The following is a 14,951-nucleotide window of genomic DNA, read 5'->3' on the forward strand; positions in this document are numbered from 1 at the left end:
CTGCCCCACAATAAGAACTCCACGGGAGACTCACATGATCAAGCCCCTGCACCGCCTGGCCCTGGCCGCCAGTTGCCTGATGCTCAGCAGCCAGCTTATGGCTGAACCGAAACGCCCCGAATGCATCGCCCCGGCCGCCCCCGGCGGCGGTTTTGACCTGACCTGCAAGCTGGCGCAAAGCGCGCTGATGAACTCCAAGCTGCTGACCAAACCGATGCGCGTCACCTATATGCCTGGCGGTGTCGGCGCGGTGGCCTATAACGCGGTGGTCGCCCAGCGTCCGGGCGATGCCGGCACCATCACTGCCTGGTCCAGCGGTTCGCTGTTGAACCTGGCGCAAGGCAAGTTCGGCCGTTTTGATGAAAACGCCGTGCGCTGGCTGGCCGGCATCGGCACCAGCTATGGCGCCATCGCCGTGCGCAACGACTCGCCGTACAAGAACCTCGATGACCTGATGAAGGCGCTCAAAGCCGACCCGGGCAAAGTGGTGATCGGCTCGTCCGGCACCGTCGGCAGCCAGGACTGGATGCAAACCGCCCTGCTCGCCAAGGCCGCCGGCATCAACCCGCGCGACCTGCGCTACGTAGCCCTGGAAGGCGGCGGCGAAATCGCCACGGCATTGATGGGCGGGCATATCCAGGTCGGCAGCACCGACATCTCCGACTCCATGCCGCATATCAAGGCCGGCAACATGCGCATTCTCGCGGTGCTGTCCGATGAACGCCTGCCGGGCGCGGACAAGGCCAATATCCCTACCGCCAAGGAACAGGGCTACGACATCAGTTGGCCGGTGGTGCGCGGTTTCTACCTCGGGCCGAAGGTCAGCGATGAAGACTACGCCTGGTGGAAAGCCAGCTTCGACCAGCTACTGGCCTCCGAAGAGTTCGCCAAGTTGCGTGACCAGCGCGAGTTGTATCCCTTCGCGATGACGGGCGAGGAACTGGACGCCTACGTGAAAAAACGTGTCGCGGACTACAAACAGATGGCCCAGGAATTCGGCCTGACGCAGTAACTCTTCCCTCCCCTGACGCTCGGCAGGCGCTGCAAACGCCTGCCTGACCGAGGAACACCGCCATGCTTTTTCAACGCCTCTTCAGTGTGGGCTGGCTAGTCGCATGCCTGGTTTTTGCCTACCTGGCCTGGGATTACCAGGCCGCCTTCTCCTACGAACCGGTGGGCCCACGGGCTTTCCCGCTGCTGATGCTCGGCCTGATGGCCGCCGCCCTGCTGTGGCTGAGCCTACGCCCCACGCGCATCGAGCATAAGGAAGGCGAACCGGTGCTGGACCGCGACACCCTGCGCAAAGTAATCGCCTGTATTGCCTTGCTGCTGGTCTACGCCGGCCTGTTCGAACCGCTGGGTTTTATCGTTTCCAGCTCGCTGGCGGGCGTGTTCATGGCGCGCCTGTATGGCGGCCAGTGGAAAGCCAGCGCGATTGCCGCGGTGTTGATCAGCATCGGTTTGTACCTGCTGTTCGACCGCACCCTCGACGTTCCCCTGCCGCTCGGCGTGCTCGACTTCCTGGAGCTTTGACATGGACACACTCGGCTATCTGGGCCAGGGCTTCGGCGTCGCCCTCACCCCCTACAACCTGATTACCGCGCTGATCGGCACCCTGATCGGCACTGTCGTCGGCCTGCTGCCGGGCCTCGGCCCGATCAATGGCGTGGCCCTGCTGATTCCGGTGGCCTTCGCCCTCGGCCTGCCGCCCGAATCAGCGCTGATTCTGCTCGCTGCCGTATACCTGGGCTGCGAATACGGCGGGCGCATCAGCTCAATTCTGCTGAACATTCCCGGTGAAGCCTCCACCGTGATGACCACCCTCGACGGCTACCCGATGGCCCGCCAAGGCATGGCCGGGGTGGCCTTGTCGCTGTCGGCCTGGAGCTCGTTTATCGGCGCCTTTATCGCCATCTGCGGCATGGTGCTGTTTGCGCCCTTGCTGGCGAAGTGGGCGATTGCCTTTGGCCCGGCCGAGTACTTCGTGCTGATGGTGTTCGCCATCGTCGCCCTCGGCGGCATGGCTGGCGACCGGCCGATGAAAACCTTTATCGCCGCCCTGCTCGGCCTGTTCCTGTCGACCATCGGCATCGACGCCAACAGCGGCGTGTACCGCTTCACCTTCGACAGCATCCACGTCGCCGACGGCATCCAGTTCGTGGTGTTGGTATTGGGCCTGTTCTCGGTCAGCGAAATGCTTCTGCTGCTGGAAAAAACCCACCACGGCCACGCTGCGGTGCAAGCCACCGGACGCATGCTGTTCAACTTCAAGGAAGCCGCCTCAGTGTTCGTGGTGAATATCCGCTGCGGCTTGCTGGGCTTTTTCCTCGGCGTGCTGCCGGGCGCCGGTGCCACCCTGGCCAGCGCCGTGGCCTATATGACCGAGAAGAAAATAGCCGGTGACAAGGGTAAATTCGGCCAGGGCGACATGCGTGGCCTGGCCGCCCCGGAAACCGCCATTGGCGCGTCCGCCTGCGGCGCCATGGTGCCGATGCTGACCCTCGGCGTACCGGGTTCGGGCACCACAGCAGTGATGATCGGCGCCCTCACCCTGTACAACATCACCCCCGGGCCGATGCTGTTCCAGGAGCAGCCCGACATCGTCTGGGGCCTGATCGCCTCGCTGTTTATCGCCAACATCATGCTGGTGATCCTCAACATTCCGATGATCCGCCTGTTCACCCGCATCCTGAATGTGCCGAACTGGGTGCTGGTGCCGATCATCGCCATCATTACCTCAATCGGCGTGTACGCCGTGCATGCGACCACCTTCGACCTGTTCTTGATGGTGATCATCGGCATCTTCGGCTACATCCTGCGCAAGCTGGATTTCCCCCTCTCGCCGCTGCTGCTGGGCTTTATTCTCGGTGGGCTAATGGAGCAGAACCTGCGCCGCGCGCTTTCGATCTCCAACGGCGAGCTGGGCATTCTCTGGGGCAGCCCGATCACCATGGGCGTCTGGGCCCTGGTGGTGGTGATGCTGGCGCTGCCGATCGTGCGTATCTGGCGCCGCCGCGCCAAGCAGCGTCGGGCCCTGGCCAATGCCTGAGCACTGGCGCCAGTGGTGGCCGACGCCGCTGGTGGGCGCCGTTGGCGGGCTGCTTGCCAGCCTGGCGCACTGGCCGCTGCCGTGGATGATCGGCGCGCTGGTGGCGGTCATCCTGTTTCGCTGCACCACCCCCTGGGCGATCCGTGATCTGCCCGGTGGGCGCAAGACCGGGCAGTGGATCATCGGCATTGGCATCGGCCTGCACTTCTCCCCCGCCGTGGTCGAACAGGTGGCTGCGCATTTCGGCCTGATCCTGTTCGGCGCGCTGATCACCACGCTGTCCAGCGGCATTGCCGTGTGGCTGCTGCAGCGCACCGGCGAGGACCGCGCCACGGCGTTCTTTTCCAGCATGCCGGGCGGCTCCGGGGAGATGGTCAACCTCGGCCTGCGCAATGGCGCGGTGACCAGCAGGGTGGCCGCCGGACAAAGTTTGCGGGTGGTGGCGGTGGTGCTCTGCGTACCGGCGACCTTCAAATTTTTCCTCGGCGATGGGCCGGTACTGAGCCACGGCGGCAGTGTCGACTGGTTATGGCTGGCGCTACTGGTGCCGCTCGGTGGGCTGCTGGCGTTGCTCTGGCAGCGCCTGCAACAACCCAACCCGTGGTTGTTCGGCCCGCTGCTGGTCAGCGCTGGCGCCAGCCTGCTGTTCGATCTGCAGCTGGGCCTGCCGCCGGGTGCCAGCCAGGTCGGTCAGCTGTTAATCGGCAGCGGCCTGGGTTGCCATTTCGACCGCGCGTTCTTTCGCCGCGCGCCCTCCTTCCTCGCCCGCACCTTGCTCGGCACCGCACTGATGATCGGCTTTGCCGCCTTGTGCGCGCTGGGGCTGGGCTGGCTGACGCAGTTGGATATCCGCTCCCTGACCCTGGGCATGATGCCCGGCGGCATCGCCGAAATGAGCCTGACGGCGGAGACCTTGCAACTGTCGGTGCCGTTGGTGACGGCGATCCAGGTGGTGCGGTTGCTTCTGGTGCTGTTCCTCGCCGAACCCATCTTTCGCCGCTGGCAAAAGCATCGCGGCTGAAGCCGCTCCTACGGGCGCTGCTACTCGCACTTCTGCGCGCCGGGCCGGTCTATGCTCTGACTGCCCCCTTACGGAGAAGCCCATGGGCAAGCGCCTGCGCACCGCACTGCTGATCACAGGACTGCTCCTGCTGACCTCCTGCAGCCGCCTGGAGTTGGCCTATCGCAACCTCGACTGGTTGATTCCCTGGTCCATGGACAACTACGTCACCCTCAGCAACGAGCAGAAAGCCTGGCTCAAGCCTCGCCTGATCACCCACATCGGTTGGCACTGCAAAACCCAATTGCCGGCCTACGCCGACTGGCTGAAACGCAGCGCAACCCTGGTGACAGAACCGCAGCCCGATGCCGCCGAGTTCGACGCGCAATTCACTCAGTTTCGCCATGCCGTGGATGCCGTGGTGGTGCAGGTAACCCCCGACCTCACCGACCTGCTGCGCGGCCTGAGCCCGGCGCAGGTAAAGGAGCTGGAAGAAAACCTGGCCAAGCAGAACAAAGAGCAACGCCAGGACTACCTGGAGATGTCGCTGGCCGAGCAGATCGATGAGCGTGCCGAGCGCATGGAAGAGCGCCTGCAACCCTGGTTCGGGCGTTTACACCCGGAACAGAAGACGCGTGTACTGGCCTGGTCGCAGCAACTGGGGGAATACAACCAGGGCTGGCTGGACAACAACCTGCGCTGGCAGCAGGCCTTTCTCGCGGCGGTGCAAGATCGCAACAGTGCGCAATTCCCCGAGCAGATGAAACGCCTGCTACAAGAGCGGATGAGTTTCTGGACGCCGGCGTATCAGCAGGAGTTTTTAGCCGCGCAGCAGGCGCTGAGTGAGCTGTTCAAAGACCTGGTGGGCAGTGCGGATCAGCAGCAGCGCGAGCGCCTGGTGAGTCGCTTGCAAGGCTCGCGTAAACAGTTAAGCGCTATGACCTGCCCTTAACAGCATCGCGGCTAAAGCCCCTCCCACAGGTTGCGCATTCCCTTGTGGGAGGGGCTTTAGCCGCGAACTCCTGCAAACGAAGTTACTGGCTCAAAGCGGCGGAAGCTGCCACTGAATCGGCTCCAGCCCCCGCTCCTTCAAATACTGATTGGCCCGGCTGAAGTGGCCGTTGCCGATAAACCCGCGGTGCGCCGACAACGGCGAGGGGTGCACCGACTTGAGCACCAGGTGGCGGGTGGTGTCGATCAACCCCTGCTTGCTCTGCGCATGGGCGCCCCACAGCAGGAACACCAGATTGCCCGGCCGCGCATTGACCACTTCGATGACTTTGTCGGTAAACGGCTGCCAGCCTTTTTTCGCGTGGGAACCGGCGTTGGCCTGTTCCACGGTGAGCGAGGTGTTGAGCAGCAACACGCCCTGCTCCGCCCAGCTTTGTAGGTAACCGTGGGGGGCGATGTCGATGTTCAGGTCGCGCTTGAGCTCTTTGTAGATGTTCTGCAACGACGGCGGCGTCGGCACGCCGGGTTGCACCGAGAAGCACAGGCCGTGGGCCTGGCCGGGGCCGTGGTAGGGGTCCTGGCCGATGATCACCACTTTTACTTGGTCAAGCGGCGTGGAGTTCAGCGCATTGAAGATCATCGGCCCGGGCGGAAAAATCACCTTGCCGGCGGCTTTCTCGGTGCGCAGGAATTCGCTCAGGGCGGTCATGTAGGGCTTGTCGAACTCATCGCGCAACGCTGCTTTCCAGCCTGCTTCGAGTTTGATCCGATCGTCTGCGGTCATGTTCAGTCCTGCCCCTGAGAAAACGTTCGCGCACGCTAAGGAAGGCAACGTGCCAAGTCAAGGCGAGCTGATGCGTCACCATCACGGCTCTGGATGCACGTTGCCGCCTGGCTTGGACGGGGCAATGCTCAAGCCGAACCCCTCTTTGAGCAGCCCCACATGAACGCAGCTACCGGCATTTCCCGTGAACGCCTGGAACAGGCCCTGGAACACTCTACTTTCGCCCAGATGCTCGGCGCCGAGCTGCTCGACTTCGAGCCAGGCAAGGTCAGCCTGCAGGTGCATTCGCGCCCCGACCTGTGCCAGCACCACGGTTACATCCATGGCGCGGTGGTCGGCTTCATGGTCGACAGCGGCTGCGCCTGGGCGGCGGCTTCGATGGTGGGCGATGTGGTCACCAGCGAATACAAACTCAACCTGCTGGCCCCGGCGCTGGGGGAAAAGCTGATCTGCCGCAGCGAAGTGCTCAAGGCCGGGCAACGCCAGGCGGTGTGCCGCGCCGATGTGTTTGCGGTGAAGGATGGGCAGGAGAAGCTGGTGGCGACCGGGCTGGCGACCATCGCCCGGGTTTAGCCTCGATTCCTGCAACCACTGATTGATGAACCCCGCCCAATGGTCGGTCACCTGGCAAAAATGCTTACTACGCTTGTAGTTCAGGCAGACCAGGAGAACGCCCCCATGGAGACACGCCACGAAGGTCTGAAGTTTTCGCTGTATTCAAGCTTTCTCAAGGGCAACGCCAAGGTTCCGCAGATGCCGGAAACCTCGCTGCGCCTGCGCAAGTTGCTGGACTCCGAACACGCCTCGCTGGAGCAGGTCACCCGCCTGCTGCACAGCAACCCGCCGTTGGCAGCCTACCTGTTGCAGTTCGCCTCCAGCCCCATGCTGCGCAATGTGCGCCAGGGTGTGAACCTGCAGGAAGTGGTGTCGCGCATCGGCATGCAACGGGTCAACAACCTGGTACTGACCTTTGCCGTCGAGCACCTGTTCACCAGCCATGACCCGGTGCTGATCAAAGTCTTTCGCGCCCGTTGGAACGCGGCGCTGATGTGCGGCGCTTACTGCGCTTGCCTGGCCCAACAACTCACCCGCCTTCCGATGGAAGACGCCATGCTCGCCGGCCTGCTGCAGGACATCGGCAGCTTGCCGCTGCTCGATGAGCTGGAGCGCTGGCCGGAAGTGCCGCGTGAAGAGCAGGAGCTGCAGAGCCTGTGTGATCAGCTGTCGGCCGACATCGGTGTGATCGTGCTCACCGCCTGGCGCCTGCCGACCCTGTTGGTCGACTGCGCCCGTCATCGCAGTGCCTGGCAACGTCAACGTGATGGCAACGCCGACCTGGTGGATATCGTGCAAGTGGCGCGCTGCCTGAGCACCGGCGGCGATGATGAACAGCTGGTACAACTGCCGGCCTGGCGCCGGTTGCTGGCCGACCGCGCCGACGACCTGACACCGCAGGTACTGCGCGATGAACTGGGCGGCGAAGTGGCCTTCTGGTTCAAGTTGCTCGGCGGCAAGCCCAATGCCTAAAGTCCACTGCAACTCTGCGTGACATACCCCGTCAGAATTCAATGCCGACTGACTGAACGAAGGGGTACGCAAGCCCCTGCGGTTTTTGCATACTCAGTCGCGCCACTTGCTTCAGGCGAATGCCCCTGCCACTGATAACCGGGCACCGCCACCAACGACAGGGATCCGAGTTAATGAGCAATGCCATTGAAACCTATCACCCAGGCCTGGCCGACCTTACCCACAAGCTGACGGTGGAAAAACACGGCCACACCGCCCTGCTGACCATCAACCACCCGCCGGCCAATACCTGGGACCGCGAGTCGCTGATCGGCCTCAAACAGCTGATCGAACACCTCAATCACGACGACGATATCTATGCCCTGGTGATCACCGGCCAAGGCAGCAAGTTTTTCAGCGCCGGCGCTGACCTCAACCTGTTTGCCGATGGCGACAAGAGCCGCGCACGGGAAATGGCCCGGCGTTTTGGCGAGGCCTTCGAAGCGCTGCGCGATTTCCGCGGGGTGTCGATTGCCGCCATCAACGGTTACGCCATGGGCGGTGGCCTGGAGTGCGCGTTGGCCTGCGATATCCGCATTGCCGAGCGCCAGTCACAGCTAGCCTTGCCTGAAGCCGCTGTCGGTCTGCTGCCGTGTGCCGGCGGTACCCAGGCGCTGGCCTGGCTGGTGGGCGAAGGCTGGGCCAAACGGATGATTCTGTGTGGCGAGCGGGTGGATGCCGACACCGCCCTGCGCATCGGCCTGGTGGAACAGGTGGTGGACAGCGGCGAAGCCCGTGGCCATGCCCTGCTGCTGGCGGCCAAGGTGGCACGCCAGAGCCCGGTCGCAGTGCGCACCATCAAACCGCTGATTCAGGGCGCCCGCGAACGCGGCCCGAACAGCTGGCTGTACGAGGAGCGGGAACGCTTTGTCGACCTGTTCGATGCCGACGACACCCGCGAAGGGGTGAATGCCTTTCTGGAAAAACGCGACCCGCAATGGCGCAATAAGTAGTTAGGAAGCCGTTTATGAACGTACTGTTTGAAGAACTCGCGGGCCAACATGGCGCGCGCATCGGCATCGCCACGCTGGACGCAGCCAGCAGCCTGAACGCCCTCTCCCTGCCCATGATCGAAGCCCTGGACGACAAACTGGCGATCTGGGCTGACGATCCAAGCATTGCCTGCGTGCTGCTGCGCGCCAACGGCGACAAAGCCTTCTGCGCCGGCGGCGACGTGCGCAAATTGGTCGAGGCCTGCCGGGAACACCCCGGTGAAGTGCCGCCACTGGCCGGGCGTTTTTTCAGCGACGAGTACCGCCTCGACTACCGCATTCACACCTACCCGAAACCCTTTATCTGCTGGGCCCACGGTTATGTGTTGGGCGGCGGCATGGGCCTGTTGCAAGGCGCCAGCATCCGCATCGTGACCCCGAGCAGCCGCCTGGCCATGCCGGAAATCAACATCGGTTTGTACCCCGATGTCGGTGGCAGCTGGTTCCTCAATCACCTGCCCGGCAAGCTCGGTTTGTTCCTCGGCCTGACCGCCACCCAAGTAAACGCCCACGACGCCTTGTTGCTGGGCTGGGCCGACCGCTTCCTCGCCGACGACCAGCAGGACACCCTGATCGATGGCCTGCTGCAATTGAACTGGGAAGAACAACCGGCGCGCCAACTCAACAGCCTGCTCAAGGCCCTGGAGCACGAAGCCAACCAGCAGTTGCCGGACGCCCAGCTTATGCCGCGGCGCAACCATATCGACAACCTGCTGGATGTGGCCGACCTGCCGAGTGCGTGGAAGGTGTTGGTGGCGCTGCAAGACAGCAGCGACGGCATTCTCGCCCGTGGCGCAAAAACCCTGGCCGGCGGTTGCCCGCTGACCGCGCACCTGGTGTGGGAACAGATCGCACGCAGCAAGCATTTGTCGCTGGCTGAGGTGTTCCGCATGGAATACGGCATGAGCCTGAACAGCTGCCGTCACCCGGAGTTTGCCGAAGGGGTGCGCGCGCGGTTGATCGACAAGGACAACACGCCGCACTGGCATTGGCCGGATGTGGCGACCATTCCCCGCTCGGTGATCGACGCGCACTTTGTGCCGACGTGGGAGGGCGAGCATCCACTTGGGGATTTGTGAGATCTACGTGTAACCGAAGATCCAACCCCCTCTCCCTAGCCCTCTCCCGCTGGGGCGAGGGGACTGATCGCGGTAGGCGCGCAAGCGGCGATTAGCTCCCCTCGCCCGCTTGCGGGAGAGGGGCTGGGGGTGAGGGCTGCCCTTACCGCTCGCGCAGCGCTTCCGCCTTGGCGCGCAAGATGGGTTTGAGCAGGTAGCTCAAGATGCTCTTCTTGCCGGTGATGATATCCACCGATGCCACCATGCCTGGAATGATCAGCAGCGGTTTTTCTTCGGTACCCAGGTGGCTTTTGTCGGTGCGCAGTTTGATCAGGTAGAAGGTGGTTTTGCCGTCTTCTTCCGTCACGGTGTCGGCACCGATCTGTTCCAGCTTGGCTTTCAGGCCGCCATAAATCGTGTAGTCGTAAGCGGTGAATTTGACGATCGCTTCTTGCCCTGGGTGCAGGAAGGCGATGTCTTGCGGGCGGATTTTCGCTTCCACCAACAGGGTGTCGTCCAGTGGCACCACTTCCACCAGGTCGCTGCCCGGCTGAATCACGCCGCCGATGGTGTTCACCAGCAGGCTCTTGACGATGCCGCGTACCGGCGAGGTCACCAGGGTGCGGTTGACCCGGTCTTCCAGGGCCTTGCCGGTGGCTTGCGATTTACTCAGTTCGGTACGCGCTTCGTTGAGTTGGGTCAGCGCATCGCTACGGAATTTGCCACGGGTTTCGTCGATCTTGCGTTCGGCTTCGGTAATCGCCGACTGCGCCCGCGGAATGGCCAGGCTGGTGGCGTCCATCTGGCCACGGTTTTCCACTTCGGCACGCTTCAGGCGCAGCACTTCCACCTGGGAAATCGCGCCCTGGGCCACCAACGGCTCAGACATGGCGATCTCCTGGCGCAGCAGGCTCAGGCTGCTGCGGTACTGGTCCTGTTTCGAGGCGAACTCGCGCAGTTCCTGCTGCTTCTGCACCAACTGCTGTTGCAGGCCGGCGACTTCATCGCTGAGCTGTTGCTGACGGCTCTGGTACAGCTGCAGTTCGCTGTCGGCCTGGCTCGGCACCTTGGCGCGGATCTCGTCGCTGATCACCAGCGGCTTGCCTTCGGTTTCGGCCACCAGGCGGTCGACCCGCAGTTGCCAACCCAGGCGCTCGGCCTCGGTTTCGCCAACGTTGGACACAAAACGGGTGTCGTCCAGGCGCACCAGCGGGTCGCCGACTTTGACGATCTGCCCTTCGTGCACATACAGCTCGGCGACGATGCCGCCTTCGAGGTTCTGGATTTTCTGGATTTTGGACGACGGAATGGCTTTGCCATCGCCGCGGGTGACTTCGTCGATCTGGGCAAAGTGCGCCCAACCGAACATAAACACGAAGAAGCCGATCAGCCCCCAGATGGTCAGGCGCACCACGCGCGGGGCGTCTTCCACCAGGGCTTTACTGAGTTCCGGCAGCGGTTCGCCAGCCAGCGAGTCGCGGCCTTTGAAGTAACGGGCAAGGCTTTTAAGCGACACTGATCTGCCCCTTTTTCAGAGCTTCCATAACGGCGTTTTTCGGACCATCGGCAATGATCTGGCCCTTGTCGATAATCAGCAGGCGGTCGACCAGATCGAGCATCGAGGAGCGGTGGGTAATCAGCAGCACGGTCTTGGTGGCGATCACCGCTTGCAGGCGCTGTTTGAGGTGGACTTCGCCGGTGTTGTCCATGCCGCTGGTGGGTTCGTCGAGCAGCAGAATCGGCGGATCGAGCAGCAGCGCGCGAGCCAGGGCGACGTTCTGCCGCTGGCCGCCAGACAGTTGATGGCCGCGCTCGCCGACTTGCAGCTCGTAGCCCTGCGGGTGCAGGCGGGCGAACTCGTGAACGCCGGCCAATTCCGCCGCTTGCAGCACCAACTCGTCTTCCACGTAGCGAGCGCCGCTGACCAGGTTGTCGCGCAGGGTGCCGCTGAACAGATGGATGTCTTGCGGCACGTAACCGATGTTGTGGCGCAGCTCGCTGATGTCCAGCTGACGCATGTCCACTCCGTCCACCAGCAGGCTGCCGGAGTCGGCGGTGTGGAGGCCGACCAGCAACTTGGCCAGGGAGCTTTTGCCCGAGCCGCTGCGGCCGATGATGCCGATCTTCTCGCCCGGGCGAACCACCAGGTTGATGTTCGCCAGGGCGATGTTCTGCTGCTGCGGGTAGTTGAAGTTGAGCTGGCGCAGCTCGATGGCGCCCTGCACGCGCTGGCGCGTCAGCGGGCGGTCTTCGGCCTGGCGCTCTTGCGGCAGGTCCATCATCTGGTCGACCGAGGCCATGGTCACTTTGGCCTGCTGGTAGCGGCTGAGCAGCCCGGACAATTGCGACAGCGGCCCCAGCGCGCGGCCACTGAGCATGTAGCAGGCGATCAGGCCGCCCATGCTGAGGTTGCCGTCGATGATCTGGTACACGCCGAAAATGATCATGATCACCCCGGCCAGCTGCTGAATCAGCATGGTCGAGTTCATCGCCAGGTTGGACAGCATGCGCGCCTTCAACTCCAGGCGGCTCAAGGTGCCAATGGTTTGCTCCCACTGGTACTGGCGCTCGCTCTCGGCGTTGTTGACCTTCACTGCGTCCAGGCCGGCCAGGGTTTCGATCAGGCTCGACTGGCGCTCGGCGGCCAACGCCATGCTGCGCTCGATGGTTTCGGTCAGCGGTTTTTGCAGCGCCCAGCTGATCAGCAAGGCCAGCGGAAAGGCCATCACCGGAATCCACACCAGGTGCCCGCCGAGCAAGGCAATGACCAGCAGCACCAGCAAGGTGAAGGGCAAATCGATCAGGCTGGTGAGGGTCAGCGAGGCGAGGAAATCGCGCAGGGTCTGAAACTCGTGGATGTTCTGCGCAAAGCTGCCGACGCGCTTGGGCCGGTACTTCATCGACATGCCGACGATGCGCTCGAACAGCGTGGCGGAAATGATCAGGTCGGTTTTTTTGCCGGCCAGGTCCAGGCACAGGCCACGCAGGCTTTTCAGCAGGATGTCGAACAGGTAGGCGCCGCTGATGCCAATCGCCAGCACCCACAGGGTGGCGGCGGCCTGGTTGGGCACCACGCGGTCGTAGACGTTCATCACGAACAACGGCGCGCCGAGGGAAATGATGTTGATCAACAGGCTCGCCGCGATGGCGTCGGCATACAGCCAGCGCGAGCGCTTGAGGGTGTCGCGAAACCAGGACGAGGTGCGCGGAATCAGCGAGCCGTTATCAGCATCGAACTTGTGCTGTGGCTGGGCGAAGAACACCTGGCCGGTGAAATCTTCCAGCAGCTTGTCCACCGCCACCTGCACTTCACCGCCATCGCTTTCACTCAGCAGCAGGCGCGCATAGCTGGCATCGATCGACACCAGAATGGCGCTGCGCCCGCCTTTGAGCAGCAGCATGGCCGGCAGCGCCATGGCCGGAATCTGCTCGAGCTTGCGTTGCAACAAACGCCCTTGCAGGCCGGCACGCGCGGCAGCACGGGGCAACAGTTCGGCGCTCAGGCGTTGAGCGGGCAGCGGCAAACCGGTGGTCAACATCGCCCGGCTGACCGGCTTCTGGTGGAGCGCGCAAAGCGACAGCAGGCTATCGAGCAGCGGGTCGTCATGCTGGCCACGGGGATCATGGTGAAGCGGGGGTTGGCTGACGTCTGGTTCCACGCGAAACACTCTTGGCACTGAGGGTGGGGTCGAGCTGGGGGCTGTCTATAGCGAGGACGGCGCCGTCTGATGAGGATGTAGGCCGAAGCAACGCTGGAGTGCTGGCACTTTAGCTGGTTGTCGCTGCGGGGGCTAACGTGCGTGGGGATAAATGCGTTTGGTCATGAGCAGCGGTCCCCCCTGAGATTCCAGGTCCCGGCCTGCGCCGGGACGACGGAGTATGGGGTCAAACCTCCGTCATCCCGGCGCAGGCCGGGATCCAGGCGCCCCGATTTGCGGATAAACACACACCAAGAAAACGCCCCCCGCAGGCGAGGGTGGCGCTTTCGCCGTCACTCAGTTCAACCCAGGCAACGCAATCTGCGGCTTCACGTCGTTCTGCACCACGGTTTCCATCGGCGCGACCACGCCGTTGGTTTTCAACAGGGTGCCGAGGGTGGCTTGCAGGCGGTACTGGGTGTACTGCTCAGCCAGTTTGATTTCCTGCAGGCGACGCTGGGCGCTGAACAGCTCGTTTTCGCTGTCGAGCAAGTCCAGCAGGGTGCGCTCGCCCAGGGCGAATTGCTTCTGGTAGGCGGTACGCACTTCGGTGGTTTCATCCACGTATTTCTGCGCGATTGGCAGCTGGGTGCGAGCGTTGTTCAGCGCGTTCCAGGCCAGGCCCAGTTCTTCGTTGAGTTGGCGCAGGGCGTTGTTACGGATGTCCAGGGCTTCACCGGCCTGGTAGGAGCGCGCCTCCAGGGTGGCCTTGTCGCTGCCGCCGCTGTAGAGGTTGTAGCGCATGCGCACCATGGCTTCCCATTCGTTGTAGTGACCGTCCTGGCCGTCGATGTCGTTGTTGGCAGAGCGGCCCAACTCGGCGTCGAAACGTGGGTAGAAGGTCGACTTTGCCGCACTGTACTGCTGCTCGGCAGCGGCGATATCGGCTTCGGCCGAGCGCAGCACCGGGCTGTTCTCGATCATTTGCTGGCGCGCCTGGGCCAGGGTTTCCGGCAACTGCACGCCGGTGGCCGGCTGCTGCAGGTCAACCGCGTCAACGCCCACGGCGCTATAGAAGTTGGTTTGCGCATCGACCAGGTTGGTCTGCTCGGTGATCAGGTTGTTACGGGCCTGGGCCAGGCGCGCTTCGGCCTGGTTGAGGTCGGCCAGACGGCCCACGCCACGGTCGGTGCGCAGGCGGATCTGGTCGTGAATACGTTCATGGCTTTCCAGGTTGGCCTGGGCCAGGCGCACCAGCTCCTGACGGGTCAGCAGTTCCAGGTACACCTGGGCGACGGTCAGCGCGGTGCGCTCGGAGGTATTAAGCAAGGCATAAGCGCGGGAGTTGACGGTGGCCTTGTTGCGGCCCACTTCGCTGGAGGTGGCGAAACCGTCGAACAGCATCTGGCTCAGGCGCACGGTGGATTCACCGCGGTTCAAGGTGTTCCAGTCGTTGCTGCCGGCCTCGGCACGGCTGGACGGGTTGTCGGTGCCTTCGCGGCCATAACCGGCCAACACATCCACTTTTGGCAGGTAACCGCCTTGGGCGGCACGCAGGCCCGAGTCAGCGGCCAGGCGCCGATTAACTGCCGCGTGAACTTCAGGGTGTTCGGTGACCGCTTGCTGCATGGCCTCCTGAAGAGTTTGAGCCGACACCGAAAAACTGGCACTTACCGCAAGAGGCAGCAACGCAAGAAGACCGAAACGCATGTGAGATTTTCCCCTGAAACCTACTGTCGGCGCCTACTGACATGTCTTCAGGCGGTCGAAAGCGGCAGATGTTAGATAGTTTTTGTGTCGAGAAAATAAGTGAGAGCTACTTCTCAAAACCAAGTATCGGATTCACCTTACTAGCAAAGTGACATTACCCGACAGATTGTTTAGGATGTCACAAAATTGGTCAATAGTTTGGC

General features: G+C 63.0%; 13 protein-coding genes. 9 read left to right on the forward strand and 4 right to left on the reverse strand.

The annotated features are described in order from the left end of the window. Nucleotides 1-34 precede the first annotated feature (34 nt). From C8K61_RS06980 to C8K61_RS07000, 5 genes are all read left to right on the forward strand, one after another. Nucleotides 35-1,012: a tripartite tricarboxylate transporter substrate binding protein gene (locus C8K61_RS06980; protein ID WP_108095487.1), complete on the forward strand. Its 978-nt coding sequence runs from the start codon at nucleotides 35-37 to the stop codon at nucleotides 1,010-1,012. A gap of 62 nt (nucleotides 1,013-1,074) precedes the next feature. Further along, nucleotides 1,075-1,533 (forward strand): tripartite tricarboxylate transporter TctB family protein, encoded by a 459-nt coding sequence (locus tag C8K61_RS06985; protein ID WP_108095488.1) that lies wholly within the window; start codon nucleotides 1,075-1,077, stop codon nucleotides 1,531-1,533. Nucleotide 1,534: 1 nt separating this feature from the next. Further along, entirely contained in the window at nucleotides 1,535-3,049 is a 1,515-nt protein-coding gene (locus C8K61_RS06990; RefSeq protein WP_108095489.1) for a tripartite tricarboxylate transporter permease, read from the forward strand. Further along, nucleotides 3,042-4,070, forward strand: coding sequence for an AbrB family transcriptional regulator (locus C8K61_RS06995; protein ID WP_108095490.1), 1,029 nt, complete (start codon nucleotides 3,042-3,044; stop codon nucleotides 4,068-4,070). The genes C8K61_RS06990 and C8K61_RS06995 overlap by 8 nt, the downstream gene beginning before the upstream one ends. Nucleotides 4,071-4,152: 82 nt before the next feature. Continuing rightward, nucleotides 4,153-5,001 carry a DUF6279 family lipoprotein gene (locus C8K61_RS07000; protein ID WP_108095491.1) on the forward strand — a complete coding sequence of 283 codons (849 nt, stop codon included), beginning with the start codon at nucleotides 4,153-4,155 and terminating at the stop codon, nucleotides 4,999-5,001. A 90-nt stretch (nucleotides 5,002-5,091) separates the two neighbouring features. Here C8K61_RS07000 and ung read toward each other — a convergent pair whose 3' ends face one another. Next, nucleotides 5,092-5,784 (reverse strand): uracil-DNA glycosylase, encoded by a 693-nt coding sequence (gene ung / locus C8K61_RS07005; RefSeq protein WP_108095492.1) that lies wholly within the window; start codon nucleotides 5,782-5,784, stop codon nucleotides 5,092-5,094. A 159-nt stretch (nucleotides 5,785-5,943) separates the two neighbouring features. Here ung and C8K61_RS07010 point away from each other — a divergent pair, with 159 nt between their 5' ends. From C8K61_RS07010 to C8K61_RS07025, 4 genes are all read left to right on the forward strand, one after another. Next, on the forward strand, nucleotides 5,944-6,357 hold the full coding sequence (locus tag C8K61_RS07010; protein WP_108095493.1) for a PaaI family thioesterase: 414 nt from the start codon (nucleotides 5,944-5,946) through the stop codon (nucleotides 6,355-6,357). Nucleotides 6,358-6,462: 105 nt separating this feature from the next. After that, nucleotides 6,463-7,311: an HDOD domain-containing protein gene (locus C8K61_RS07015; protein ID WP_108095494.1), complete on the forward strand. Its 849-nt coding sequence runs from the start codon at nucleotides 6,463-6,465 to the stop codon at nucleotides 7,309-7,311. Between the two features lie 173 nt (nucleotides 7,312-7,484). Beyond that, the gene (locus C8K61_RS07020) at nucleotides 7,485-8,303 is read left to right on the forward strand and encodes an enoyl-CoA hydratase (RefSeq protein WP_108095495.1); all 819 of its coding nucleotides are present in this window, start codon (nucleotides 7,485-7,487) and stop codon (nucleotides 8,301-8,303) included. Between the two features lie 14 nt (nucleotides 8,304-8,317). Beyond that, nucleotides 8,318-9,421, forward strand: coding sequence for an enoyl-CoA hydratase/isomerase family protein (locus tag C8K61_RS07025; RefSeq protein WP_108095496.1), 1,104 nt, complete (start codon nucleotides 8,318-8,320; stop codon nucleotides 9,419-9,421). A 142-nt stretch (nucleotides 9,422-9,563) separates the two neighbouring features. Here the strand turns inward: C8K61_RS07025 and C8K61_RS07030 are convergent, their stop codons facing one another. From C8K61_RS07030 to C8K61_RS07040, 3 genes are all read right to left on the reverse strand, one after another. Beyond that, the gene (locus C8K61_RS07030) at nucleotides 9,564-10,916 is read right to left on the reverse strand and encodes an HlyD family type I secretion periplasmic adaptor subunit (protein WP_108095497.1); all 1,353 of its coding nucleotides are present in this window, start codon (nucleotides 10,914-10,916) and stop codon (nucleotides 9,564-9,566) included. After that, a complete protein-coding gene (locus tag C8K61_RS07035; protein ID WP_108095498.1) occupies nucleotides 10,906-13,059 on the reverse strand; it encodes a type I secretion system permease/ATPase in 2,154 nt (717 codons plus the stop codon). Before C8K61_RS07035 ends, C8K61_RS07030 begins: the two co-directional genes overlap by 11 nt. A 336-nt stretch (nucleotides 13,060-13,395) precedes the next feature. Continuing rightward, a complete protein-coding gene (locus C8K61_RS07040) occupies nucleotides 13,396-14,748 on the reverse strand; it encodes a TolC family outer membrane protein (protein ID WP_108095499.1) in 1,353 nt (450 codons plus the stop codon). Nucleotides 14,749-14,951: the final 203 nt, after the last annotated feature.

It is taken from the genome of Pseudomonas sp. GV071 (assembly GCF_003050835.1).
Classification (GTDB): domain Bacteria; phylum Pseudomonadota; class Gammaproteobacteria; order Pseudomonadales; family Pseudomonadaceae; genus Aquipseudomonas.

What these genes read in the sequence shown, in the direction of transcription:
- C8K61_RS06980 (WP_108095487.1), top strand. Translation starts at nt 35, where the DNA reads ATGATCAAGCCCCTGCACCGCCTGGCCCTGGCCGCCAGTTGCCTGATG.
- C8K61_RS07020 (WP_108095495.1), top strand. Translation starts at nt 7,485, where the DNA reads ATGAGCAATGCCATTGAAACCTATCACCCAGGCCTGGCCGACCTTACC.
- C8K61_RS06985 (WP_108095488.1), top strand. Translation starts at nt 1,075, where the DNA reads ATGCTTTTTCAACGCCTCTTCAGTGTGGGCTGGCTAGTCGCATGCCTG.
- C8K61_RS06995 (WP_108095490.1), top strand. Translation starts at nt 3,042, where the DNA reads ATGCCTGAGCACTGGCGCCAGTGGTGGCCGACGCCGCTGGTGGGCGCC.
- C8K61_RS07000 (WP_108095491.1), top strand. Translation starts at nt 4,153, where the DNA reads ATGGGCAAGCGCCTGCGCACCGCACTGCTGATCACAGGACTGCTCCTG.
- C8K61_RS06990 (WP_108095489.1), top strand. Translation starts at nt 1,535, where the DNA reads ATGGACACACTCGGCTATCTGGGCCAGGGCTTCGGCGTCGCCCTCACC.
- C8K61_RS07015 (WP_108095494.1), top strand. Translation starts at nt 6,463, where the DNA reads ATGGAGACACGCCACGAAGGTCTGAAGTTTTCGCTGTATTCAAGCTTT.
- C8K61_RS07040 (WP_108095499.1), bottom strand. Translation starts at nt 14,748, where the DNA reads ATGCGTTTCGGTCTTCTTGCGTTGCTGCCTCTTGCGGTAAGTGCCAGT.
- ung (WP_108095492.1), bottom strand. Translation starts at nt 5,784, where the DNA reads ATGACCGCAGACGATCGGATCAAACTCGAAGCAGGCTGGAAAGCAGCG.
- C8K61_RS07025 (WP_108095496.1), top strand. Translation starts at nt 8,318, where the DNA reads ATGAACGTACTGTTTGAAGAACTCGCGGGCCAACATGGCGCGCGCATC.
- C8K61_RS07010 (WP_108095493.1), top strand. Translation starts at nt 5,944, where the DNA reads ATGAACGCAGCTACCGGCATTTCCCGTGAACGCCTGGAACAGGCCCTG.